The sequence below is a fragment of the Microbacterium sp. 1154 genome, assembly GCF_031455375.1.
In the GTDB taxonomy this organism is placed as follows: Bacteria; Actinomycetota; Actinomycetes; order Actinomycetales; family Microbacteriaceae; genus Microbacterium.
In genome coordinates this window covers 766,985-788,034 of record NZ_JAVDSN010000001.1, presented here as the reverse complement: position 1 = coordinate 788,034, position 21,050 = coordinate 766,985, and the positions used below count along the sequence as shown (strand labels likewise).

At 70.0% G+C, this 21,050-nt stretch carries 24 protein-coding genes; 17 read left to right on the top strand and 7 right to left on the bottom strand.

Features of this window, described 5'->3' with window-relative positions; translation table 11 throughout:
- Nucleotides 1–4 precede the first annotated feature (4 nt).
- The 5 genes from J2X55_RS03605 to J2X55_RS03585 form a co-directional block, all read right to left on the bottom strand.
- On the bottom strand, nt 5–1,648 hold the full coding sequence (locus J2X55_RS03605; protein WP_309821905.1) for an AtzH-like domain-containing protein: 1,644 nt from the start codon (nt 1,646–1,648) through the stop codon (nt 5–7).
- 190 nt (nt 1,649–1,838) lie between these two features.
- The gene (locus J2X55_RS03600; RefSeq protein WP_309823006.1) at nt 1,839–2,993 is read right to left on the bottom strand and encodes an acetamidase/formamidase family protein; all 1,155 of its coding nucleotides are present in this window, start codon (nt 2,991–2,993) and stop codon (nt 1,839–1,841) included.
- A gap of 44 nt (nt 2,994–3,037) precedes the next feature.
- Nucleotides 3,038–4,372 carry an allantoinase AllB gene (gene allB, locus J2X55_RS03595; protein WP_309821904.1) on the bottom strand — a complete coding sequence of 445 codons (1,335 nt, stop codon included), beginning with the start codon at nt 4,370–4,372 and terminating at the stop codon, nt 3,038–3,040.
- Between the two features lie 51 nt (nt 4,373–4,423).
- A complete protein-coding gene (locus J2X55_RS03590; protein WP_115916143.1) occupies nt 4,424–5,263 on the bottom strand; it encodes an aspartate/glutamate racemase family protein in 840 nt (279 codons plus the stop codon).
- On the bottom strand, nt 5,260–6,915 hold the full coding sequence (locus J2X55_RS03585; RefSeq protein ID WP_309821903.1) for an NCS1 family nucleobase:cation symporter-1: 1,656 nt from the start codon (nt 6,913–6,915) through the stop codon (nt 5,260–5,262). Before J2X55_RS03585 ends, J2X55_RS03590 begins: the two co-directional genes overlap by 4 nt.
- 159 nt (nt 6,916–7,074) lie before the next feature.
- Between J2X55_RS03585 and J2X55_RS03580 the strand changes: the two genes are divergently transcribed.
- The 17 genes from J2X55_RS03580 to J2X55_RS03505 all read left to right on the top strand — a co-directional run bounded on the left by J2X55_RS03580 (nt 7,075) and on the right by J2X55_RS03505 (nt 19,504).
- Nucleotides 7,075–7,686, top strand: coding sequence for an XRE family transcriptional regulator (locus J2X55_RS03580; protein WP_309821900.1), 612 nt, complete (start codon nt 7,075–7,077; stop codon nt 7,684–7,686).
- Between the two features lie 196 nt (nt 7,687–7,882).
- Nucleotides 7,883–8,410, top strand: coding sequence for a 2-oxo-4-hydroxy-4-carboxy-5-ureidoimidazoline decarboxylase (gene uraD / locus J2X55_RS03575; protein WP_115916146.1), 528 nt, complete (start codon nt 7,883–7,885; stop codon nt 8,408–8,410).
- Nucleotides 8,407–8,727, top strand: a complete 321-nt coding sequence (uraH, locus tag J2X55_RS03570) for a hydroxyisourate hydrolase (protein WP_115916147.1) — start codon at nt 8,407–8,409, stop codon at nt 8,725–8,727. The genes uraD and uraH overlap by 4 nt, the downstream gene beginning before the upstream one ends.
- An 8-nt stretch (nt 8,728–8,735) precedes the next feature.
- A complete protein-coding gene (hpxO, locus tag J2X55_RS03565) occupies nt 8,736–9,920 on the top strand; it encodes an FAD-dependent urate hydroxylase HpxO (RefSeq protein ID WP_116238818.1) in 1,185 nt (394 codons plus the stop codon).
- 150 nt (nt 9,921–10,070) lie between these two features.
- Nucleotides 10,071–10,352 (top strand): hypothetical protein, encoded by a 282-nt coding sequence (locus J2X55_RS03560; protein ID WP_147302355.1) that lies wholly within the window; start codon nt 10,071–10,073, stop codon nt 10,350–10,352.
- Nucleotides 10,235–10,627, top strand: a complete 393-nt coding sequence (locus J2X55_RS17360; RefSeq protein WP_396653240.1) for a WXG100 family type VII secretion target — start codon at nt 10,235–10,237, stop codon at nt 10,625–10,627. The genes J2X55_RS03560 and J2X55_RS17360 overlap by 118 nt, the downstream gene beginning before the upstream one ends.
- Nucleotides 10,628–10,657: 30 nt before the next feature.
- Nucleotides 10,658–11,617, top strand: a complete 960-nt coding sequence (locus J2X55_RS03555; protein WP_309821897.1) for a hypothetical protein — start codon at nt 10,658–10,660, stop codon at nt 11,615–11,617.
- Nucleotides 11,614–12,102 carry a hypothetical protein gene (locus J2X55_RS03550; RefSeq protein WP_309821896.1) on the top strand — a complete coding sequence of 163 codons (489 nt, stop codon included), beginning with the start codon at nt 11,614–11,616 and terminating at the stop codon, nt 12,100–12,102. Before J2X55_RS03555 ends, J2X55_RS03550 begins: the two co-directional genes overlap by 4 nt.
- Nucleotides 12,099–12,383 carry a WXG100 family type VII secretion target gene (locus J2X55_RS03545; RefSeq protein WP_309821894.1) on the top strand — a complete coding sequence of 95 codons (285 nt, stop codon included), beginning with the start codon at nt 12,099–12,101 and terminating at the stop codon, nt 12,381–12,383. Before J2X55_RS03550 ends, J2X55_RS03545 begins: the two co-directional genes overlap by 4 nt.
- 39 nt (nt 12,384–12,422) lie before the next feature.
- The gene (locus tag J2X55_RS03540; protein WP_309821892.1) at nt 12,423–12,905 is read left to right on the top strand and encodes a hypothetical protein; all 483 of its coding nucleotides are present in this window, start codon (nt 12,423–12,425) and stop codon (nt 12,903–12,905) included.
- Between the two features lie 105 nt (nt 12,906–13,010).
- The gene (locus J2X55_RS03535) at nt 13,011–13,361 is read left to right on the top strand and encodes a carboxymuconolactone decarboxylase family protein (protein ID WP_055959812.1); all 351 of its coding nucleotides are present in this window, start codon (nt 13,011–13,013) and stop codon (nt 13,359–13,361) included.
- 3 nt (nt 13,362–13,364) lie between these two features.
- Nucleotides 13,365–14,708: a M20/M25/M40 family metallo-hydrolase gene (locus J2X55_RS03530; protein WP_309821891.1), complete on the top strand. Its 1,344-nt coding sequence runs from the start codon at nt 13,365–13,367 to the stop codon at nt 14,706–14,708.
- 436 nt (nt 14,709–15,144) lie between these two features.
- A complete protein-coding gene (locus J2X55_RS03525) occupies nt 15,145–16,206 on the top strand; it encodes an amino acid ABC transporter permease (RefSeq protein ID WP_309821890.1) in 1,062 nt (353 codons plus the stop codon).
- Entirely contained in the window at nt 16,203–16,985 is a 783-nt protein-coding gene (locus tag J2X55_RS03520) for an amino acid ABC transporter ATP-binding protein (RefSeq protein WP_309821889.1), read from the top strand. Before J2X55_RS03525 ends, J2X55_RS03520 begins: the two co-directional genes overlap by 4 nt.
- Before the next feature lie 112 nt (nt 16,986–17,097).
- Nucleotides 17,098–18,078, top strand: a complete 981-nt coding sequence (locus J2X55_RS03515; protein WP_309821887.1) for an ABC transporter substrate-binding protein — start codon at nt 17,098–17,100, stop codon at nt 18,076–18,078.
- Between the two features lie 61 nt (nt 18,079–18,139).
- The gene (locus tag J2X55_RS03510; protein ID WP_309821885.1) at nt 18,140–18,655 is read left to right on the top strand and encodes a GNAT family N-acetyltransferase; all 516 of its coding nucleotides are present in this window, start codon (nt 18,140–18,142) and stop codon (nt 18,653–18,655) included.
- Between the two features lie 90 nt (nt 18,656–18,745).
- Nucleotides 18,746–19,504: an alpha/beta fold hydrolase gene (locus J2X55_RS03505; protein ID WP_309821883.1), complete on the top strand. Its 759-nt coding sequence runs from the start codon at nt 18,746–18,748 to the stop codon at nt 19,502–19,504.
- 185 nt (nt 19,505–19,689) lie between these two features.
- On the opposite strand, the gene J2X55_RS03500 is transcribed toward J2X55_RS03505, so the two are convergent.
- Together J2X55_RS03500 and J2X55_RS03495 are read right to left on the bottom strand one after the other, a co-directional pair.
- Entirely contained in the window at nt 19,690–20,193 is a 504-nt protein-coding gene (locus tag J2X55_RS03500) for a GNAT family N-acetyltransferase (protein WP_309821881.1), read from the bottom strand.
- A gap of 74 nt (nt 20,194–20,267) precedes the next feature.
- The gene (locus J2X55_RS03495) at nt 20,268–21,047 is read right to left on the bottom strand and encodes an alpha/beta hydrolase (RefSeq protein ID WP_309821880.1); all 780 of its coding nucleotides are present in this window, start codon (nt 21,045–21,047) and stop codon (nt 20,268–20,270) included.
- Nucleotides 21,048–21,050: the final 3 nt, after the last annotated feature.

The window sequence follows — 21,050 nt, the reverse complement described above, 5'->3', positions numbered from 1 at the left end:
GCGGTCACCGACCGACCCCCGTGCCGGCGGACTCGGCCAGACGGCGGGCCAGGCGCACGAGGGCGATGTCGGAGCCGGCGCGCGCGACGAGGCAGACCCCGACCGGGGCGCCGTCGACGGTGAGCAGCGGCACCGACACGGCGGGAAGACCCGCGATCGCGGCGGGCGCCGTCATCCGCAGGGTCGCGGCACGCACGGCATCGACGTCGGCGGTGCGCTGCGGCGCGGGGCCGGGCACGGTCGGGAAGATCAGCACGGCCCCGTCGACCAGCTCGGCGAGGTGCGCGGCGATCGGCTCGAGGTCCTTCCGCGCGGCGACCTCGTCGGCGGCGGTGATGCGCGAGGCGATGTCGAAGCGCTCGGCGACGGCGGGCCCGACGGCCCCGGGGTGCGCCCGCAGCCACTCGCCGTCGTTACGCCACGCCTCGGCGCCCTGCACCGTGCGGAACGCCGTGAACGCGGCATCCAGGTCTCCGCTCGACACCGCGCGGAAGGGCGGCGGATCGTCGGATGCCGAGAGCCCGGCGAGCAGTCGCGAGAAGGCCTCACGGGTCGCGGGCTCCACGCACGCGAGGATCTCCTCGGGCACGAGGAAGCGCCAGGGGAGATCTTCCCTGGAGGCACCCTGGACGTTCTCGGTCGAGGACGAGCCGTCGTAGCTCAGGCACCAGTCGGCGACGCGCTGCAGCGTCTCGCCGTCGCGCGTGAGCCAGCCGATCGTGTCGAACGATTGCGCGAGGGGGAGCATGCCCTGCCGGGGCACGAGGTCGTGGGTCGTGCGCAAGCCCCAGAGCCCCTGGTACGACGCGGGCACGCGGATCGATCCCGCGGTGTCGGTCGCGAGACCGATGTCGGCGTGACCGAGGGCGACGGCCGAGGCCGGTCCGCTCGACGAGCCGCCCGGCAGCGCCCCGACCACCGCGCCGTTGGGCGGGGTGCCGTAGTGCACGTTGTCTCCGGCGATCGAGTAGGCGAACTCGTCGGTCCGGGCGATCCCGCGCAGCGACGCCCCGGCGCGCAGGAGGTCGGCGACGGCGGGGGCCGTGGCCTTCTCGGGACGCGCCTGCTCGAGGTACGTCGGGTTGCCCGCGCCGATGCGGAAGCCGGCGATCGCGAAGAGGTCTTTCACCGCGACGGTCAGCCCCGCGAGCGGTCCCTCCCACGCGCCCTGCTGGAAGGGGTCGCCGACGCCGCGCCAGATGGTCCGGTCGAGTGGCGGCGTGCGCGGCGCGACGTGGGCCGCGGTGATGAGCCACCGTCCGTCGAGGCGTTGCCACACCTGCGTCTGCAGGCCGCGGCCGCCTCCGCGGAAGCGCGAGACCGACATGAGCAGGGCCACATCGCCGTCCGCCGACAACGGGCGGTAGTGGATCTCGGCGATGTCGCGCGGGGGCACGCCCCCTCGCAGCGAGCGGAACCCGCTGATCGCATCGTGCCCGACGAGCAGGCCCGCCGGGTCGCCGCGCAGGGTGTCGGGCCCGGGCGCGAAGAAGGCGTCGAGCGCGTCGAGGTCGTTCGCGACGATCGCGCGCTCGTACGCGTCGAACGCGGCGCGGAGGTCGGCGGGGATCGGCGCCGTGTCGGGAGCTTCGGGCGCGGGGCCGGTCGGCACCGACCCGGCGGCGGCGGTCTCGGTCGGCGGGGTCATGGCATCCGTCACGAGCGTCGCCCGCCCCTCAGCTGCGTTGAGTGTCCAAGAAACCCGGACAGCCTCGAAAATCGTCCGGGTGTTTTGGACACTCGACCGGAAGGAGCCGACTCAGGGGCGCCCCGCCTGAACGGCGGGTCCGCTGCGTCGGCGGCCTCGGCGCGGGCCAGGGCGGCGGCGAGAACGGGGCTCATGCGGCGTCTCCTTCGGGACCGGATGCCAGGGCCTCGGGCTCCACGGCCGGAACACCCGCGAAGTCGGCTTCGCGGATCCGCGCGTGCACTCCCGAGACGATGTCGACGACCTGCGAGATGTCGAAGTCGGTCGCCGCCGACAGGTAGGCGTAGGCGAGGTGCTCGTCCATGCCCCACCGCCCACCGAGGAGCGCGAGCGACGAACGCACGCAGGCGCGCATCGCGGCGTCGAGGTCGGGGTCCATCCCGGTCGGCACGAGGTAGTCGGGGGTCCGCACCAACGGGCCGGTGACCTCGCCGAAAGCGGCGCGGGCGGCGTCGGCGGGTATGACCTCGAACCGCAGGGTCGCCCGCAGCGATGCCTCGAGAGCGGTGAGCGCGACCTCGCCGTCGCCCTGCGCGAAGTGCGGGTCGCCGATGTAGGCGAGCGCCCCCTCGACCTGCACGGGGAGGAAGAGGGTCGTGCCCTCGACGAGCAGGTTGATGTCGATGTTGCCGCCGTGGGTGCCGGGCGGAACGGAGTGCGGACGCTCCTCGCCCGCGACGGCCACGCCCATCGTGCCGAGGAACGGCGCGAGCGGGAACGACACCACCGGATCCCCACCATCGACGAGTGGAAGGGTCCCGTGCAGGATGCCATCGCGCTCGGCGACCGCGGCGAACACGCTGACGTTGTGCTCGCCTCGGGGCAGCTCGCCGACGAGGGCGCCCTTGCCGTGCCGGTTCGAGATCACGCCGTACGGAACGCGCGGGACGAGCGACTCGACCGTGATCTTGAGCAGGTCGCCGGGATGCGCGTCTTTCACGTGCACCGGGCCGACGACGACGTGCGGTCCGTCGGCGAAGGGATCTCGAGCCACGGATGCCGCGATCTCGATCGCGTCGACGAGCACGGCGTCGGCGGCGACACCGTGCGCGGCGAAGTACGCGGCGGGGTCTTTGCCCTGGTCGTCGAGGATGCCCTCGTGGCTCACGGTGTCGATCGTCACGCTCTCGCCCGAGGAGATCTCGAGCACGGGGGCGTCGGTCGCGCAGGGGAGGCGTCCCCACAGCACGGTGTCGGGCGCGGCGGGGAGGTAGTGGGCGGCGGGGATGGGGCCCTCACCGGGCTGCAGGATCGGCACGGCGGGGACACGGGACCCCCCGGGAATCCGCGGCGCGGTCAGGGCGCCGGACTCGGGCGCCGTGGCGGCGCTCACGCCTGTACCGCCGTCGCCGTGCGCAGGATCTCGCGCCCCTCACGCTCGGTCACCGCGGCCCCGCGACGGTAGACCGGCTCGCCGCGCAGCCACGTCTCGCGGACGACCCCCGTGAGGGTCTGACCGTGCCAGGGCGAGACGGGGTTGCGGTACTCGAGGGCCGCGGCATCCACCGTGAACTCCTCGTCAGGAGCGAACGCCATCAGGTGCGCGGGAGCGCCGGGGGCGATGACGCCCAGCCCCTCGAGGCCCGCGATGCGCGCGGGTCCGGTCGTCATCAGGGGCAGCAACGACTCGAACGCGAGTCCCCGCTCGCGGGCGGTGGTGTGCACGGCCGACAAGCCGGTCTGCAGTCCCGCGATCCCGCCCCACGCGAGACCGAAGTCGGGGTTGCCCTTCAACTCGACGGTCGCGGGCGAGTGGTCGCTGACGATCGCGTCGATCGTGCCGTCGACGACACCCGCCCAGAGCAGGTCGCGGTTGGCGCCGCCGCGGATGGGCGGGCAGCATTTGAACGCTCCCGCGCCGTCCGGCACCGCCGACGCGTCGAGCGTGAGGTAGTGCGGGCACGTCTCGACGGTGAGGCGGACGCCCTCGGCCTTCGCCGCGCGGACGGCGTCGAGCGCTCCCCCGTCGGACACGTGCACGATGTGCGCCCGGGCGCCCGTGCGGCGGGCGGCGTCGATGACGCGGAGGATCGCGGCGCGCTCGCTCATCGGCGGGCGGCTGGCTTCGAAGTCGCTGTAGCGCTGCCCCAGAGGGCCGTCGGCGTGCAGATGTGCGGGGTCTTCGGCATGGACGATCAGAAGCCCGTCGAACTCGGCGAGCTCGGCGAGGCACCGCTCGAGCTGCTCGGCATCGAGATGGCCGAACTCGTCGATCCCGCTGGGAGAGAGGAAGCACTTGAAGCCCACGACCCCGGCGTCGGCGAGAGCACGGAGCGACCCGAGGTTCTCGGGGACCGCGCCGCCCCAGTACGCGACATCGACGGCGAGCTTTCCTGCGGCGGCCCGGCGCTTGGCATCCAGTGCCTCGACGGTCGTGGTCACGGGGAGACTGTTCAGCGGCATGTCGACGACCGTCGTGACGCCGCCCGCGGCCGCCGCGGCGGTGCCCGTGGCGAAACCCTCCCACTCGGTGCGGCCGGGTTCGTCGAGGTGCACGTGCGAATCGACGAGCCCGGGCAGCAGCACCGCGTCGGCGGGAAGGACCGTGTCGGCGGAGGCGTCGAACGGCTCGAGGGAATCGATCACCCCGTCGTCGATGACGACCGTGGCGGGCGTGAAGACCCCGTCGACGAAGACGCGGCGGGCGGCGATCCGGGTGCTCATGGCGTTCACGCTAAGCGCCTCGCGTTTCGCCGATGTAACCGTCATCAACATTCATGCGAACACCTTGGTCGAGACGGCGGCATGCGGCGGCGTCGATGGCCCCGGGGCGTCAGAAGTGGCCCCGGGGCCACCGGCGAACACCCGCGGCGGCACATCGCGCGCGCCCCGCGCCCCCGGACCACCGGCGACGAATGCACGCGGCGGCCGCGCGTACTCGTCGCGCTTGCTCGTGCCGAGGCCCATCCGCACCATCCCGGATGCCATGCCCACCGCCGCCGCAACCCCGTCGACGACCGGCACCCCGACGCGTGCCGTGAGCTCGGCGCAGACATCCGCCATGCCGGCGCAGCCCAGCACGATGACGTCGGCACCGCTCGCGGCCGCCTCGGCACTGGAGGCCGCGATGGTCTCGAACGCCAGCGACCCCGTCTCTTCGAGGTCGAGCACCGGGATCCCCGTCGCCGCGAGCGAGACGCACGCCCGCTCCATGCCATAGCGCGACACGAGGTCCCGCGCCCGCCCGAGCGTCCGGCTGAGGGTCGTGACGACCCCGAAGTGCCGCCCCGACACCGCGGCCAGGTGCATCGCCGCCTCGGCGATGCCGATCACGGGCACCTCGACCAGTTCGCGCGCCGCGTCGAGCCCCGGGTCGCCGAAGCAGGCGATCACGTACGCGTCTGCGGGGTCGGATCCGTCGCGGTCCGCCGCGATCAGCTCGACCACGGCGGCGGCCGCCGCGATCTCGTCGGTGTGGCTTTCGATCGCCGCCGCCCCGACGCTCGGGCACACGGCATCGACGATCACCCCGGGTCCCGCCACCCCCCGGGCGGCGTCCGCGATCTTCGCGGTCATCGCCCGGGAGGTGTTGGGGTTGATGAGCAGGATCCTCACGCGAGCGCCTCGCGCGGGGTTCCGGCCGGGGCCTCGGCATCCTGAGCCGTCTGAGCGAGCACGGGAACCTGCTCGACGACCGGGGCCTCGGCCACCGCGTCGGCCGTGCCGTCGGAGATGCCCTCGGTCTCGCCGTCGAACGTCGGAACGCGGGGGTCGAGGCGCTCGAACAGCAGGAACAGCACGTAGCCGAGGCCGCAGCCGATGAACCAGCTGTAGTCGCTGACCCACGAGACGTTGAACAGGCCGAGATCGGCGAAGAGCTTCGGGAAGATCGCGATCAGCACGGTCGGCACACCCGCCGCGATGACGGCCTTCACCGCGTTCGGGTTGAAACCGTTGCGGTACCAGTAGGGTCCGGCGGCATCCATCGTGAACATCGCATCGACCTTCACGCGCTGGCGGGCCGCGATGTAGTAGCCGGCGATCAGGATGCCGAAGAGCGGGCCGATCAGCGCACCCAGCACGCCGAGCGAGTAGTGGATGGCGTCGGCGTTGGAGTACCAGTTCCAGGGCATGAGGAACGTCGAACCGACCGCGGCGATCATGCCGCCCGCGCGCCACGAGATCTTCTTCGGGGCGACGTTGGAGAAGTCGAATGCGGGCGAGATGAAGTTCGCGACGATGTTGATGCCGACCGTCGCGGTGACGAAGGTCAGCCCGCCGAGCAGGATCGCGAAGGGCGTGTCGATCTGCTCGACCGTCTTGATCGGGTCGGTGATGAGAGAGCCGAACACGGGCACGGTGGCCGAGGCGGTGATGACGGTCAGCAGCGAGAAGAAGAGGAAGTTGATCGGCAGACCCCAGAGGTTGCCCTTCTTCACGGCCGCGAAGCTCTTGCCGTAGCGGGCGAAGTCGCCGAAGTTGAGCATCGGGCCCGAGAAGTACGACACGACCAGCGCGATCGCGGCGAACATCACCGGGATCGAGGCCCAGAAGTCGAGCTGCACCGTCGAGAGGGTGAACGAGATGTTCTGGATGCCGGCCTGCGACACGAGGTACACCGCGAGCACGATCATGACGAGGTAGACGGCGGGGCCTGCCCAGTCGATGAAGCGGCGGATGACCTCCATGCCGTTCCAGAACAGCAGGAACTGCGCGGTCCAGAGGATGGCGTACGAGATCCAGCCGAGCGCCGACAGTCCCGCGAACGAGACGTCGAGCAGGGCCGCAGAGCCCGGGATGAACTTCAGGAACACGATGTTGAGCGACTCGGCCGCGAGGAAGGTCTGCACGCCGTACCAGGCGATGGCGATGAGTCCGCGGATGATCGCGGGGATGTTCGCGCCCCGGATGCCGAAGACCACGCGGTTGATGACCGGGAAGGGGACGCCGGTCTTCTGGCTGGGCTTGGCGACCATGTTGGCGAAGATCTGCACGATCACGATGCCGGCGATGAGGGCGACGAGCACCTGCCACGACTGCAGGCCGAGGGCGAAGAGTGACCCCGCGGTGACGTAGCCGCCGACGGAGTGCACGTCGCTCATCCAGAACGCGAAGATGTTGTAGCTCGACCACTTCTGCTTTCGCAGCGGGGCGAGGTCTTCGTTGGCGAGACGCTCGTCGTAGTAGGGCTTCATGTTGCCTCCCCCGTGGGGGTGGCCGGCGGCCTCCACGAGATCGTGGGGACCGGTGAGCGGGGTGGACGTCATGGGGTTCTCCTCAGGGCGATGGATGCCACGACGTGGAGTCCGCGGCCGGAGTGGAGCATTGATGTGAAGTTATTGGTTCACACGACACGGCTGGTTTCACTCATGTAACAGCTGTATGAAGTCGCTCCTTCACACCGAGCTCGTCCGTAGACTCGGGCCATGTCGCAGTCGCCCGTCGTCGAAGCCGCCGCCGTCGAGCCGGAGCCGACGGGTGTCGGCGCGCGGATCCGCGACCTGCGGCAGGCTCGCGGCATCTCGGCCCGAGCGCTCGCGAAGACCCTCGGCATCTCCCCCAGCGCCGTCTCGCAGATCGAGCGCGGCGTGATGCAGCCGAGCGTCTCGCGCCTCATCGCCATCACCGATGCCCTCGGCGTTCCGCTCGTCGCGGCCTTCGACCCGGCATCCGGTCGTTCCGTCGAACCCGCCGGCCCCTCGGGATTCACCCTGCAGCGCGCGGGCCAGTCGCCCGACATCGTGCTCGACAGCGGGGTGTCGTTCCGCCGACTCACCCCGGGGTCCTCTCCCGGCGTCGACTACTTCGAGTCGATCTACCCGCCCGGAGCGGCCGCGCACGGCGCCGACGGACTGTTCCACCACGAGGGGTACGAGGTCGGCACGGTCGTCGCGGGCGAGCTGACCATCGACTTCGAGGCCGAGCGCGTGATCCTGCGCGCCGGCGACGCGATCAGCTACCCCTGCTCGGTTCCCCACCGCCTGCACAACACGGGCGATGCGGATGCCGTGGCGCACTGGTTGATCGTGCACGCCTGACGCAGGGCGCGGCTCGCCACCCCCGGCGTCTCGCGTCACCAGAACAGGAAAGACAACCAGGACAGGCTGCAACGGCCTGTTCTCATGACATCCCCTGTTCTCGTGACCGCGCACCCCGCCCGGGATGTTGCCCACAGCAACATCGCCGACACATCCCGCTACAGCCGCGTAACGCGCACCGCCTAGCGTGGCGCGTATGCACCTCTCCGACTTCAACGCCGCCGACGATGCCGAAGCAGTCTCCGTCGCCCGCGTCTGGGCCGACGTTCCGGGCTGGGTCGACGCCGTCGTCACGGGCCGCCCCTACGCGAGCGTCGACGCCCTCGCCGCCTACGCCGGAGACCTCGCCGCCGCCTGGTCGCCCGCGGATCTCGAAGCCGCGCTCCACGCCCACCCCCGCATCGGCGCGAGAGTGTCGGGCGAGGGCGCCGAGGCTGCGGCATCCCGTCGCGAACAGGGCTCGATGGCGTCCGCCGCCGATGACGACGTCGCCGCGATCGCCGCCGGCAACATCGCGTACGAGGAGCGGTTCGGCCGGGTCTTCCTCATCCGCGCCGCCGGACGCACGCCCGGCGAGATGCGGGCCGAGCTCGAGCGCCGGCTCGGCAACGACCCCGACGCCGAGACGATCGAGGCCACCCGCCAGCTCGCCGAGATCGCGCTGCTGCGCCTGCGGACCACCTTCGCCGACGACGCTCCCGCCGAACCCGAGGACGCCGAATGACCCACGTCACCACCCACATCCTGGATGCCACAGCTGGCACGCCCGCGCCCGGCGTTACAGTGACGCTGGCCCGTCTCGACGGCACCGCGGTCGCGGAGGGGTCCACCGACGCCGACGGGCGCCTGGCCCTCGGCCCCGACCGGCTCGACGACGGCGACTATTCGCTGACCTTCGCGACGGGCGCGTACTTCCGTGGGCGCGACGTGCCGTCGTTCCACCCCGTGGTCACCGTCGCCTTCACCGTCTCGGGCGAGCAGCACCTGCACGTGCCGTTGCTGTTGAGCCCCTTCGCCTACTCGACCTACCGCGGCAGCTGAGGAGCGTCATGAAGGTCATCGTCATCGGAGCCGGAGTCGGCGGAACCTCCGCCGCCCTCGCCCTGCAGAAACTCGGCCACGAGGTCGTCGTCTACGACCGCATGCGCGAGAACCGGCCGGTCGGAGCCGCACTGTCGCTGTGGTCGAACGGCGTGAAGGTGCTCAACTGGCTCGGCCTCGGCCCGCAGGTCGCCGCCCTCGGCGGGCGCATGGACGACATGGCCTACTACGACGGCCACACCGGCGACGAGATGTGCCGCTTCAGTCTCGCCCCGGTCACCGAACAGACCGGCCAGCGCCCGTACCCCGTCGCCCGCGCCGACCTGCAGCAGCTGATGATGGATGCCGTCGGCTCCGACAACATCCACCTCGGCAAACAGCTGACCGGGGTCTACGAGGCCGACGGCATCGTGACCGCCACGTTCGCCGACGGCTCCACCGACTTCGCCGAGCTGTTGATCGGAGCCGACGGCGCCCGGTCGCTCGTGCGGGATTACGTCACCGAGCCCACCGGCATCCGTCCCGAGCGCTCCTACTCGGGGTACGTGAACTACAACGGCCTGGTGGCGGCCGACGAGCGGATCGGGCCGCTCGACCAGTGGACGACGTACGTGGGCGACGGAAAGCGCTGCGCCGTGATGCCCGTCGCGGGCGACCGCTTCTACTTCTTCGTCGATGTGCCCGGGCCCTCGGGCGTGGTCGAAGACCGCATGGCGGCGCTGGAGCACGCCTTTGGGTCGTGGGGCGCACCGGGCGTGCGGGCACTGCTCGACGGCATCGACCCCGACGAGTCGCTCAACCGCGTGGAGATCTGGGACATCGACCCCTTCGACACGTGGGTGCGGGGCCGCGTGGCGATCCTCGGCGACGCGGCGCACAACACCGCCCCCGACATCGGGCAGGGCGCCTGCTCGGCCCTGGAAGACAGCTTCGCCCTGGGCATCGTGTTCGCCACCTCCACCCTCGGCGTCGAGGATTCGCTCAAGCGGTACGAGCGCATCCGCACCGAACGCGCGGGCGACCTCGTGCTGCGCGCCCGTAAGCGCGCCCACGAGACACACGCCTTCGACGTCGCCGCGACCCAGGCCTGGTACGACGGCCTGCGCCGGGAGGACGGCACGGGCGTGATCCGCGGGATCGTCGGCAACATCGAGGGCAGTCCGGTCGAGCTCGGTGCGAGCGTGATGCGCTGAGGACCGCCGGCTCCCCGCTGCCACAGGGAACGATCCCGGGCGAGTGCGGGGAATTCACGTTTCACCCGGGTGAATCCTCCTAGGAGAAGTCGAAGGAAAACAGCGCTCGCGCCATCAAAGCATTACCCTCGTCGGCGAGAGGGGGCTCTCGTGCCAAGATTCTCCGTCGATCCTGAGGCTCTCCGCTCGACCGCCGCGCACATCGAGGGTGTGCGCGACTCCGCGGGTTCATTCGTCGAGACGTGTCCGGCCGATATCGGCCACGCCGCCGCGGCGAAGGCTATTTCGCTTATTGCGGTCGACACGGCTGAAGCGTGGAGAAGCGCGATCGAGGACCTCGGTCACCTCGTCGAGCGGCTCCGGCAGAGTGCCGACTTGTACGAGAGCACCGATCAAGACCTCGTGGTGCCCGGCGGGACGGTCGAGAGGTGAGCGAACTCGGGCAGACGTCCGACCCGGTCGACCTCATCCCCGGGTCGGTGAGCGGTCTGGACGAATTCGTATCGCGGTGGCGAGAGAATGCACGTACTGCGGGGGACATCGCCGCTCAGCTAACGAACCTTCCCTCGCCGGAGGGCTGGGAAGGGGCAGCCGCGGACGGCTTCGCTGCCCGTCTCCCCGACGTGGGGACGCAATGGCAACAGCTGGGGGAGTCACTGACCACGGCAGCCGACGCGCTAGACGAATACGCAACCGTACTCGGGTAGGCACAGCAGAAGGCGGGCGATGCCATCGCCATGTGGCAGGTTGCGCAGGCGCAAACGGCCGCAGGGGTCGAGAGCTACCGGCAGGCGGAACGCCAGGCGGGCGCGACAGGCATCGTCCCCTTCTACACAGACGCCGGCGCAGCAACTCGAAGTGACGCGCAAAGTTTGCTCGCCTATGCCCGGTCCGAGGTCCGAGACGCGGGCGACACCGCCGCACATGCGGTGACCGCGATCACGCCGCCGGAAGCACTCACGTGGGAAGGGGCCGGCGCGCTCTTCTTGGGAGCGCTCGTCGTGCAAGGCCAGATTCACTGGGACACCCTGGCGAACCTGGTGAACGGTACCGCCTCGGTCGGTAATGCCATCTTGCGCAATCCAGACGCACTCCTCGCTCTCCTGGGTGGCGGGGCGATGATGATCGGCGGCGGCGCGACAGCTCTCGGTGGTGGAGGGCTGGCCGCGACCGGGGTGGGAAGCGTTCCGGGCGGGGCCGCGGTCGTCGGTGGCGTCGCCGTCGCGGGGACCGGCGGCGCGTTGGCGGCCGCGGGCGCCTCGAAGCTGGCCGGTGAGGCAACCGGCAGCGCGGGTGTCATGCTGATGGAGAAGCAGCATGGGGCCGATCGAGGAGATGGCCGTGACGACTACGGGCAGTTTGCGCATGGGCAAACGAACAAGCCGTGGGTAGATAAGGAAAAAATCGGTCTCGATGAAGTCGAAGCTGAACTGAAGGTCCCGGTGGAGCGCCAGAGGGCTCGGTCTTCGATCGAGGGCTCCACCCAGCAACGCTACTTCGACGGATATGTAAAAAACGACGACGGCACTTATACAGCCATCGAGGTGAAGAGTGGAACGGGTTACGAGAAATACATGAAGAACGCAGAGAACCAGAAATCGTTCGATGATTCCATCTCCCCCGACAACCCTGCAACCGTTACGATCAGGGGGCAGAAAATGACAATCACCGACGTGCTGATATCGGTTGTACCATGACGGCAAAGCGGCACTATTACACGGTCGATGGCTCTCGTTCGACTGAGCTCAAGCCGCGAATACGACCGGCCCGAGAGTTGCTGGAAAACTTGCTCACCCTGATGCAACCCGGCAAACGGTCCACCCTGATGCTCGCGCCAATTCCCGATGCCAAAAACTTTGTCGACTACCTCCATGAGGGCGGAAGCCCGGTCTTCTTGCAGTGCGCCGGCACCTCCGACGCGATGACGATTGAATGGCACAAGATCGACGACGACGGTCAAGACCGGCATTACATCGTCGGCCACGGCGGCGACCACTCCGGAGAGCCCTCCGTCGACATCCCCTTCTTCGACGGCACACGGAAGGCCACCGTTTATCCCGACGAGGTCTTCGCACTCGACGAAGCGACCGACATCTTCTTCCACTACTACGAGACCGGCGAGATCCCGTCCGCGTACGAGTTGCGCTGGTACGACCTCGCCTGGCCGAAACCGCAGCCGTGACCATCCGTTTCGACGGCGACCGCCATGCAGAGCTCATCGATGCGCTCCGCGACGCAACCGTGTCCATCGAGCGACATCTCGACGACCTCGATGCCGCCGTCGCCGCCGGCCGAGCCGAATGGACAGGAGACCCGAGAAACGCCTACGACGCGGCCCAGCGACAGTGGTCGGACGCTCTCGAGCGCATGAACACGAGTTTGGCTGACGCGGCATCGGGGATGGATGCGGCGCGCTCGGCATTCGAGACCGCTGAGGCGCTGGTAACTCGCCTCTGGACCTGAGTCCACATCAACGTCAGCAATAGTGAGAGGGAGGATGCAGTGGCCCAGCGCTATTACTACACGATGGATGGCAGCTCCATGGAATTCGGCTCCGACTTTCGCGGCCCGCGTGATCAAGTCGCCCATCTTCTTGGCCTCCTCCGGCCGGGGGAGAGGTCCACATTCATACTCGGCGCCATTCCCGAAGGCATTCACTTCGCGCATCACATCCACGAAGGCGAGAAGTCTCGGTACCTGCAATGCGCCGGCACCTCCGACGCGATGACGATTGAATGGCACAAGATCGACGACGACGGTCAAGACCGGCATTACATCGTCGGCCACGGCGGCGACCACTCCGGAGAGCCCTCCGTCGACATCCCCTTCTTCGACGGCACCCGCAATGCCACCGTGTACCCCGACGAGGTCTTCGCACTCGACGAAGCGACCGATATCTTCTTCCACTATTACGAGACCGGCGAGATCCCGTCCGCGTACGAGCTGCGCTGGTACGACCTCACCTGGCCTAAGCCGCAGCCCTGATCGCACCGGTGTGTCACCGTATGACGCACGACCGCCGGTCGGGGCGGCCCCGCGTGGCACCGTGGATGCGACATATCCGCACCGCTCACGCCGCCGGGAGACCCCATGTCCGAATACTTCGATCGCACCGCTGACAAGACGTACACCAAGGTCTACAAGGCCGAGACGCCCGACATCCTCGCCGCGTTCGCCGCGTTCGATCAGGCCGTGTTCGCGCCCGAGGGCCGCGCGATCCCGCTGAAGTACCGCGAGCTCATCGCCCTGGCCGTCGGCATCACGACCCAGTGCGTGTACTGCATCGACGGTCACTCGCAGAACGCCGTGAAGGCCGGCGCCACCGAGGCCGAGCTCGCCGAGGCCGCCTGGGTCGCGACCGCCATCCGCGCGGGCGGTGGCTACGCGCACGGACGCCTGGCGTTCAAGCTCGCCGACGACGCCCGCCCCCACCAGCACTGACCCGTGACCGACGCGCCCTCGCCCCGGCCCGACGGGCACGAACCGCCAGAGCCGGGCCCGCTCGAGACCGAAGCGCTCGAGCACATCCGCGCGCTCATCCGAATCGACAGCGTCAACACGGGCGACGCAGCCACGATCGGCGACGGCGAGACCCGCGCCGCGCTCTACGTGAAGAAGCATCTCGACGAGGTCGGGTACGAGACGGCCCTGGTCGAACCCCGGCCGGGGCGAGCGAGCGTCATCGCACGGTTGCCCGGTTCGGATCCGGATGCCGGATCCCTCGTCGCCCACGCCCACCTCGACGTCGTGCCGGTAGACGCCGGGGACTGGACGTACCCGCCGTTCGGGGCCGAGATCCACGACGGCATCCTGTACGGCCGCGGGGCGGTCGACATGAAGGATTTCGCGGGGATGCTGCTCGCGATCGCGCGCGCGTTCCGGCGCGACGGCGTCGTTCCGCGGCGCGACCTCATCTTCGCGTTCTTCGCCGACGAGGAGGCCGGCGGCGTGTGGGGCGCCCGGTGGATCGTCGAGAACCGCCCGGAGCTCTTCGACGGCGCGACCGAGGCGCTGAGCGAGGTGGGCGGCTTCTCGATCCCGCTCCCCGACGACCGCCGCGCCTACCTCGTCGCCACGGCCGAAAAGGGCGTGACGGTCGCCACATTGACCGCGCGCGGGGCTGCGGCGCACGGTTCTCGACCCACCGCCGACAACGCGGTGGTGCGCGTCGCGCGGGCCGTCGCGGCGATCGGCGAGCACCGCTTCCCGGTCGTGTGGACCGCGACGCTCGAGCGCTTCCTCGAGGTCTACGGACGCGCCAGCGGCGAGCACCTCGACGGCGACGACCTGTCGCGCCTGGGGTTCTCGGCATCCGTCATCGATGCGGGAGCACGCAACACGGTCTCGCCGACCGTGCTCGCGGCCGGGGGTAAGATCAACGTCATCCCCGCCTCGGCGAGCGCGACGCTCGACGTGCGCGTCGTGCCCGGGCAGGCCGAGGCGGTGCGGGCGCAACTCGCGGCCGTCGTCGGCGACGACATCCAAGTCACGTGGGCGCGCGACATCCCGGCGATCGAGGCTCCGGCAGAGGGGCGGCTGATCGACGTGCTGCAGGATGCCGTGACCGCCGAAGACCCCGACGGCACCGTCGTGCCGTACCTGCTGCCCGCCAGCACCGACAACAAGCACCTCAGTCGTCTCGGCATCCGGGGCTACGGCTTCGTGCCGCTGCGCGTTCCCGCCGACTTCGACGTCTTCGGGCAGTTCCACACGGCCGACGAGTGCGTGCCGGTGGAGGCGCTGTATTTCGGCACGCGGGTGACCGCGCGGATCCTGCGCGACGCGTAGCGGCGGGCGGGCGTGCCGAACTCCTGAGAATCCGGGCGAAAAGGCTCGTTCCGTCGTCGAAAGCCGCCGCAGCGCGCCACTTCTCCGGAGTTCGGCACGCCGCCTTGACGGCTCCCCGGCGGTCGCGTCCCGTCCCGGCCCGGCCCCGTCGCGCGCGCAACTCCTGAGAATCCACGCGAGCACGCCGGCATCCGCCCCGAAAGTCGCCTCAGCGCGCCACTTCTCCGGAATTGGACACGGCGGCTCGCCGCCAAACCGGCGACGGTAACGCCCCGACCGCCCGCGCGTCCAACGTGTTACCCCGCATGGCCCAGGGTTTCGGCCCGTGGCGGGGCGTTTCGACGTGTGAAACGCCCGCTCGGCGACGCGCACGGCCCGTCATAGCGTTTCGGTCACCCACCGGCATCCCGCCGATCCGGAAGCCCAGGAGCACGCCATGACCACCACCGCGCCGGCCCCCGCCGACCGCCCGACCACCGGTCCCACCGCCGCGCGAGACACCGCGCCCACGACAGCCCGCGACAAGGTCGACCTCGGCACCATCGCCGTCGTCCCCACCCGCCACTGGTGGCGTTGGATCCTCAGCGGCCTGCTGCTGTTCGTCGTGGCGCAGTTCGCGTGGAGTCTCGTCACCAACGACCGCTACCTCTGGGGCACCTTCGCGCAGTACTTCTTCTCGGAGCCCGTGCTGATCGGCATCGGCTACACGCTGTCGCTCACGGCGATCTCGGCCGTCGTCGGCTTCTCGCTCGGCACGCTGCTGGCCCTCGGCCGGCTGTCGGCGTCTCCGCTGCTGAGCGGGGTGGCGTGGGGCTACATCTGGTTCTTCCGGTCGGTGCCCCTCGTCGTGCAGATCATCGTCTGGTACAACCTGGGGTACCTGTACCCGACCCTGGGCCTGGGCACCCCGTTCACGACCGATTTCTGGATCGTGGAGTTCCCGACGGTCCAGCTGGTCAGCGCTTTCGCCGCCGCGATCCTCGGACTCGGCCTGCACCAGGCGGCGTATTCGGCCGAGATCATCCGCGGTGGCCTCGTCTCGGTCGACCCCGGTCAGCACGAGGCGGCTGCGGCGCTCGGCATCCCGGCATCCCGTCGTCTGTTCCGGATCATCCTGCCGCAGGCCATGCGTTCGATCGTGCCCAACGCGACGAACGAGATCATCGGCCTGGTCAAGGGCGCGTCGGTCGTGTTCGTCATCGCGATCCCCGAGCTGTTCTATGCGGTGCAGGTCATCTACAACCGAAACAGCCGCGTGATCCCGCTGCTGCTCGTCGCGGTCGTCTGGTACACGCTGATCACGACGATCCTGAGCATCGCGCAGTACTACATCGAGCGGTACTACGCCCGCGGGTCGGCCCGGGCTCTGCCGCGGACTCCCGTGCAGCGCGCCCGCACCTGGGTGAGCACGCAGTGGGCGCGTCTCGGCGACTCCCCCGTTCCACCGGGGGGAACGGATGCCGAGACCCCCACCGCCGCGAAGGAAGTCCGGGCATGACCGCGGTCACGGCGACGAGCGGGCTCGTCGAGGTGCACAACGTGCACAAGAGCTTCCACGGGGTCGAGGTGCTGAAGGGCATCGACCTGACCGTGCAGCCCGGAGAGGTCGTGGCCCTGCTCGGCCCGAGCGGTTCGGGCAAGTCGACGCTGCTGCGCACCATCAACCACCTCGAGACGGTGGATGCCGGCTCGGTCACTGTCGACGGCGAGTTCATCGGTTACGAGCTGCGACACGGCAAACTGCACGAGCTGCGCGAGCGCGAGATCCTCCAGCGTCGCACGCAGGTGGGAATCGTGTTCCAGAATTTCCACCTCTTCCCGCACCTCACCGCCCTCGAGAACATCACCGAGGCACCTCTCGCACTCAAACGCCTGGGCAGAGGTGAGGCGCGTGAGCTCGCTCTCGGCCTGCTCGAGCGGGTGGGCCTGGCCGAGAAGGCCGACGCCTATCCGCGGCAGCTGTCCGGCGGCCAGCAGCAGCGCGTCGCGATCGCCCGCGCCCTCGCCCTGCAGCCCAAGGTGCTCCTGTTCGATGAGCCGACGAGCGCTCTCGACCCCGAGCTCGTGGGCGAGGTGCTCGATGTCATCCGCGACCTCGCGAAGCTCGGCACGACCCTCGTGATCGTCACGCACGAGATCGGCTTCGCCCGCGAGGTCGCCGACCGGGTGGTCTTCCTCGACCAGGGCCGTCTCGTCGAGCAGGGCACCCCCGATGCGGTGCTCTCGCGACCGCAGCATCCGCGCACGCGCGAGTTCCTCGCGAAGGTTCTCGGCTGACCCCACCCCTGTCGGGCCCCGCCACGCGCGGGCCCGCTCCCACCCGTACCCGAAACCGCGGCGCGACACCGCCGCCGCGGCATCCATCCCGCACCACCACAGGAGACACAGCATGGCACTCAGTAAGAAGCAGGGCATCGCGATCGGCGTGATCGCCGCAGCGGTCGTCGCCGTCGTCGGCGTCGGCGTCACCATCGGCCTCACCCGCCCGGCCGACGCGGTCGCGGCGCCCGAGCCCTCGGCATCCGCCTCGAACGCCCCGGCGGAGTGGGTGCACACCGACGCCGTTCCCGAGGCCGTCGCCGCGCTCAAGGCGAGCGGGTTCACGCCCATCGAACCGGGCAAGCTGACGGTCGCCGTCGGCGCGTTCGTGCCGCCGCTGAGCTACGTGCCCGAGGGAGAGACGCTGCCCTCGGGCACCGAGCCCAACATCGGCTCGCTCATCGCCGAGGGTCTCGGCCTCGAGTACAACCCCGTCGTGGTGGCGTGGGCGGACTGGCCGCTCGGCATCCAGTCGGGAAAGTACGACCTCATCACCGCCAACGTCACGGTGACCGAGGAACGGAAAGAGCTGTACGACTTCGCCAGCTACCGCCAGGATCTGCTGGGCTTCGCCGTCCGCGCCGACAGCTCGATCGCGAAGATCGAGACCGCCGACGACATCTCGGGCCTGAAGATCGTGGTCGGCTCGGGCACCAACCAAGAGAAGGTGCTGCTGAACTGGAACGAAGAACTCGTCGCGGCCGGCAAGGCTCCCGCCGATCTGCAGTACTACGACGACACCGCCGCCGCGACTCTCGCCCTGCTGTCGGGTCGCGTCGACGCGACCTTCGGCCCGAACGCCACGGCCGCGTGGGCCGCGCGCGACACGGGTGAGACCAAGATCGTAGGCGTCGTCCCGGGCGGCTACCCGCTGCAGGCCGACATCGCCGCCGGGACCAAGAAGGGCAACGGACTCGTCGAGCCCGTGCAGATCGTGCTGAACGACCTGATCGCGAACGGAAAGTACGCCGAGGTGCTGAAGGCGTGGAACCTCACGTCCGAGGGAATCGAGACCTCGCAGATCAACCCCCCGGGACTCCCGAAGTCCTGAACCCTCGAGGGGCCCGCTCTTCCGAGACCGGGCCCCTCGCACGCCTGATGGAATGGATGCCATGACCACCTCGCCCGTCTCGTCACTGACCATCCGGCTCGTCGCCCCGCACGAGCACACCGAGGCCGGCCGCGTCACCGCGGAGGCGTACCGGCAGAGCTACGACGGGCTCACTGACAGCTACCTCTCCTCGCTCGCCGACGTCGACGGGCGCGTCGCGCTGGGCGAGGTCTGGGTCGCGCTCGACGGTGAGGAGATCGTCGGCACGGTGTGGACACCGCGCCCTGGCGAGCGCCTCTCCGAGCTCGCCGAGGAGGGCGAGCTCGACTTCCGTCAGCTCGCGGTCGCCCCCCCGGCGCGCGGGCGCGGCGTCGGAGAGGCGCTCACCCGGCACGTGATCGGGCTCGCTCGAGAGAGAGGGGCGCACCGCGTGGTCATGAACAGCGGCCCCGAGATGCTCGGCGCGCACGCGCTCTACCTGAAGCTCGGCTTCCGACGCCTCACCGAGCGCGAGCACCCGGTCGAGGTGGAACCGGGCCGGTTCCTCGATCTGCGCGCGTTCGGCCTCGACCTCTGACGGGCGCGGCCGCCGCTCGGTCGAATCCGACCGAGGCCGGGGCGCGCAAGCCTCACCCGCCCTTGTCACGGCGGGCATACGGTGGCATCCGTGACGAGGAAATCGGTTCGCGACCATGCGGTGCACGGGCTCGCGTTCCGGTCGTTCTCCAGCCCCCGCGAAGGACGCCCGGTCTTCGTGCTCATCCACGGCATCGGAATGTCGCACCGCTATCTGACCCGCCTGCACGACGAACTGGCGCGGGATGCCGAGGTGCACACCATCGATCTACCGGGCTTCGGCGGGCTGCCCAAACCGCGTCGGGCCGCCGACATCGCCGACGTCGCGAGGGCGCTGGGCCGCGTGCTCGACGATCTCGGCGTCCGATCAGCGGTGCTCGTGGGCCACTCGATGGGAGCGCAGTGGGTCGTGGAGCTGGGGGTGCAGCGTCCCGACCTCGCGGGCGCGGTCGTCGCGATCGGGCCCGTCACCGATGATCGTCGACGCGGCGCGCTCACGCAGGCACTGCTGTTGGCTCGCGACTCCGCTCTCGAACCGCCCCGATCGAACGCGATCGTCTTCACGGACTATCTACGCTGCGGCCTCGTCTGGTACGCCCGCCAGGCGGTCCACATGCTGCGCTACCCGATCGAGGACCGCGTCGCCGGGCTGATGGTTCCGCTTCTGGTCGTCCGCGGAAGCGACGATCCCATCGCCTCGCAGTCCTGGGCGCAGCGACTCGCCGCCCGCGCGCCCGCCGCGACCGTGGCGGTGATCGCCGGCCACCGCCACCTCGCGCAGTTCACCGCTGCGCCCGCGGTCGCCCGGCGGATACTCGCGTTCCTGGCGCGCCACCCCCGCACCCACTGAGACTGGGCCCTCGGAGGTGGGATGCCGCGACGCATGGCATCCATCGATCTGCTGTCGTGAACGACAGCCGTCGGCGGTCACCGCCTGAATGCCGCCCGGACAGGGGCCGTGAGCGAGTCGCCGGGGGTCGGCAGAGCCGCGCTGCCGCCGGCCCGCGCACGGTCACCCGGCGGGAGGGAAGCCGCTTACGAGGAGAGCGACTTTGCGAAGCAGCGCGACGCGGGGAAGCGGACGTACGGCGGGAAGGTCTCGATCGCGTGGTAGCCGATGCGCTCGTACAACGCGATGGCCTCGGGCTGACGATCGCCGGTCTGCAGGATCAGTCGCGACACCCCGCGCGCGAGGGCGAGACGCTCGAGCTCCGACATGAGCGCGCGGCCGGCGCCCTGCCCCCGGGCACGCCGATCGACGAAGACGCGCTTGACCTCGAGATCGTTCCCCAGCGCACGCAGGGCCGCGTGCCCCACCGGCTCCCCGGTGGCATCGTGCACGAGGATCACGTCGACGATCGTCGCCGGATCGACCGCGAAGTCGTCCGCCAGGATCACCTGAGTCTCTTCGTCGAACGCGGCGAAGACCGGGGCGTAGCGGGGGCCGATCTCTTCGTCCATCGCTTCGCGCAAAGCGATGGCGCGTTCGTCGTGCCAGTCGACGCGTTCGATCGTCCACGTGGGGTGCGCCGCCGTCATGACGTCAGTATCGCGGGGGTCACGCGCGTGCCGAGAGCACGCGGAAACGTCGGGTAATACGGGGCGTGCGCCGCTCAGCGATCCATGCGGGCGAGCCACTCGCGGAAGAGCGCCCCGGTGACGTCGGGCTGCTCGAGATGCACGTTGTGACCGGCCCCGTCGAGCACGGCGAAGCTTGCGCGGGGGTAGTGATTCCGCAGGGCGAGACCGTCCTCGTACCCGACGACATCGTCCTGACGACCGAACACGTGCAGGGTCGGCGCAGTGAACGGTTCAGGATGCCGCTCCTCCGGCGCGCCATCGAGCGCGTAGTCGGCGGCGATGCGGTCCATGACCGCGGCGTCGGCCCCGCGCAGACCCGGCAGGACGTACCGCTGGAAGGCGGCGAACGACGCGGCATCCTGAATGACGCTGATCTCTTCGAAGGCCTCGCGAGCGTCGCCCGCAGCGTCGAGGACCGGCGACTCGACGTGGACCACGGTGCGTTCGGGGACGTTCCGCTCGTGATGCGCCGGGCGGAACACGCCCGCCAGGGTGGCCAGGCCCCGCACACGCGGACGACGTTCGTGCGCGACGTGGCGGGCGAGCATCGCGCCGTAGGAGTTGCCGATGACGGCGAAGGGCTCATCGCCCAGATGATCGTCGATCTCGGCGAGGACGTCGTGCGCCACCTCCCGGGTACTCGACGCCGTCGCTCCCCGCGCTGCTGACTCCGCCCAGGGGAGGTCGACCAGCACCAAGCGCCACGGCGCGTTCCCGATCCACTCGGCGAGCGGCAGCATGATTCGATGGTCCACACCGAATCCGTGCAAAGCGACGAGGGGGCGACCCGAACCGATTTCACGCGCGATCACGAA

Coding starts and splice junctions, on each gene's coding strand:
- J2X55_RS03520 (WP_309821889.1), top strand. CDS start 16,203: ATGACCGCGGTCACGGCGACGAGCGGGCTCGTCGAGGTGCACAACGTG.
- uraD (WP_115916146.1), top strand. CDS start 7,883: ATGCACCTCTCCGACTTCAACGCCGCCGACGATGCCGAAGCAGTCTCC.
- J2X55_RS03605 (WP_309821905.1), bottom strand. CDS start 1,648: ATGACCCCGCCGACCGAGACCGCCGCCGCCGGGTCGGTGCCGACCGGC.
- J2X55_RS03525 (WP_309821890.1), top strand. CDS start 15,145: ATGACCACCACCGCGCCGGCCCCCGCCGACCGCCCGACCACCGGTCCC.
- J2X55_RS03580 (WP_309821900.1), top strand. CDS start 7,075: ATGTCGCAGTCGCCCGTCGTCGAAGCCGCCGCCGTCGAGCCGGAGCCG.
- J2X55_RS03535 (WP_055959812.1), top strand. CDS start 13,011: ATGTCCGAATACTTCGATCGCACCGCTGACAAGACGTACACCAAGGTC.
- J2X55_RS03550 (WP_309821896.1), top strand. CDS start 11,614: ATGACGGCAAAGCGGCACTATTACACGGTCGATGGCTCTCGTTCGACT.
- J2X55_RS03500 (WP_309821881.1), bottom strand. CDS start 20,193: ATGACGGCGGCGCACCCCACGTGGACGATCGAACGCGTCGACTGGCAC.
- J2X55_RS03585 (WP_309821903.1), bottom strand. CDS start 6,915: ATGACGTCCACCCCGCTCACCGGTCCCCACGATCTCGTGGAGGCCGCC.
- J2X55_RS03515 (WP_309821887.1), top strand. CDS start 17,098: ATGGCACTCAGTAAGAAGCAGGGCATCGCGATCGGCGTGATCGCCGCA.
- hpxO (WP_116238818.1), top strand. CDS start 8,736: ATGAAGGTCATCGTCATCGGAGCCGGAGTCGGCGGAACCTCCGCCGCC.
- J2X55_RS03555 (WP_309821897.1), top strand. CDS start 10,658: ATGTGGCAGGTTGCGCAGGCGCAAACGGCCGCAGGGGTCGAGAGCTAC.
- J2X55_RS03510 (WP_309821885.1), top strand. CDS start 18,140: ATGACCACCTCGCCCGTCTCGTCACTGACCATCCGGCTCGTCGCCCCG.
- allB (WP_309821904.1), bottom strand. CDS start 4,372: ATGAGCACCCGGATCGCCGCCCGCCGCGTCTTCGTCGACGGGGTCTTC.
- uraH (WP_115916147.1), top strand. CDS start 8,407: ATGACCCACGTCACCACCCACATCCTGGATGCCACAGCTGGCACGCCC.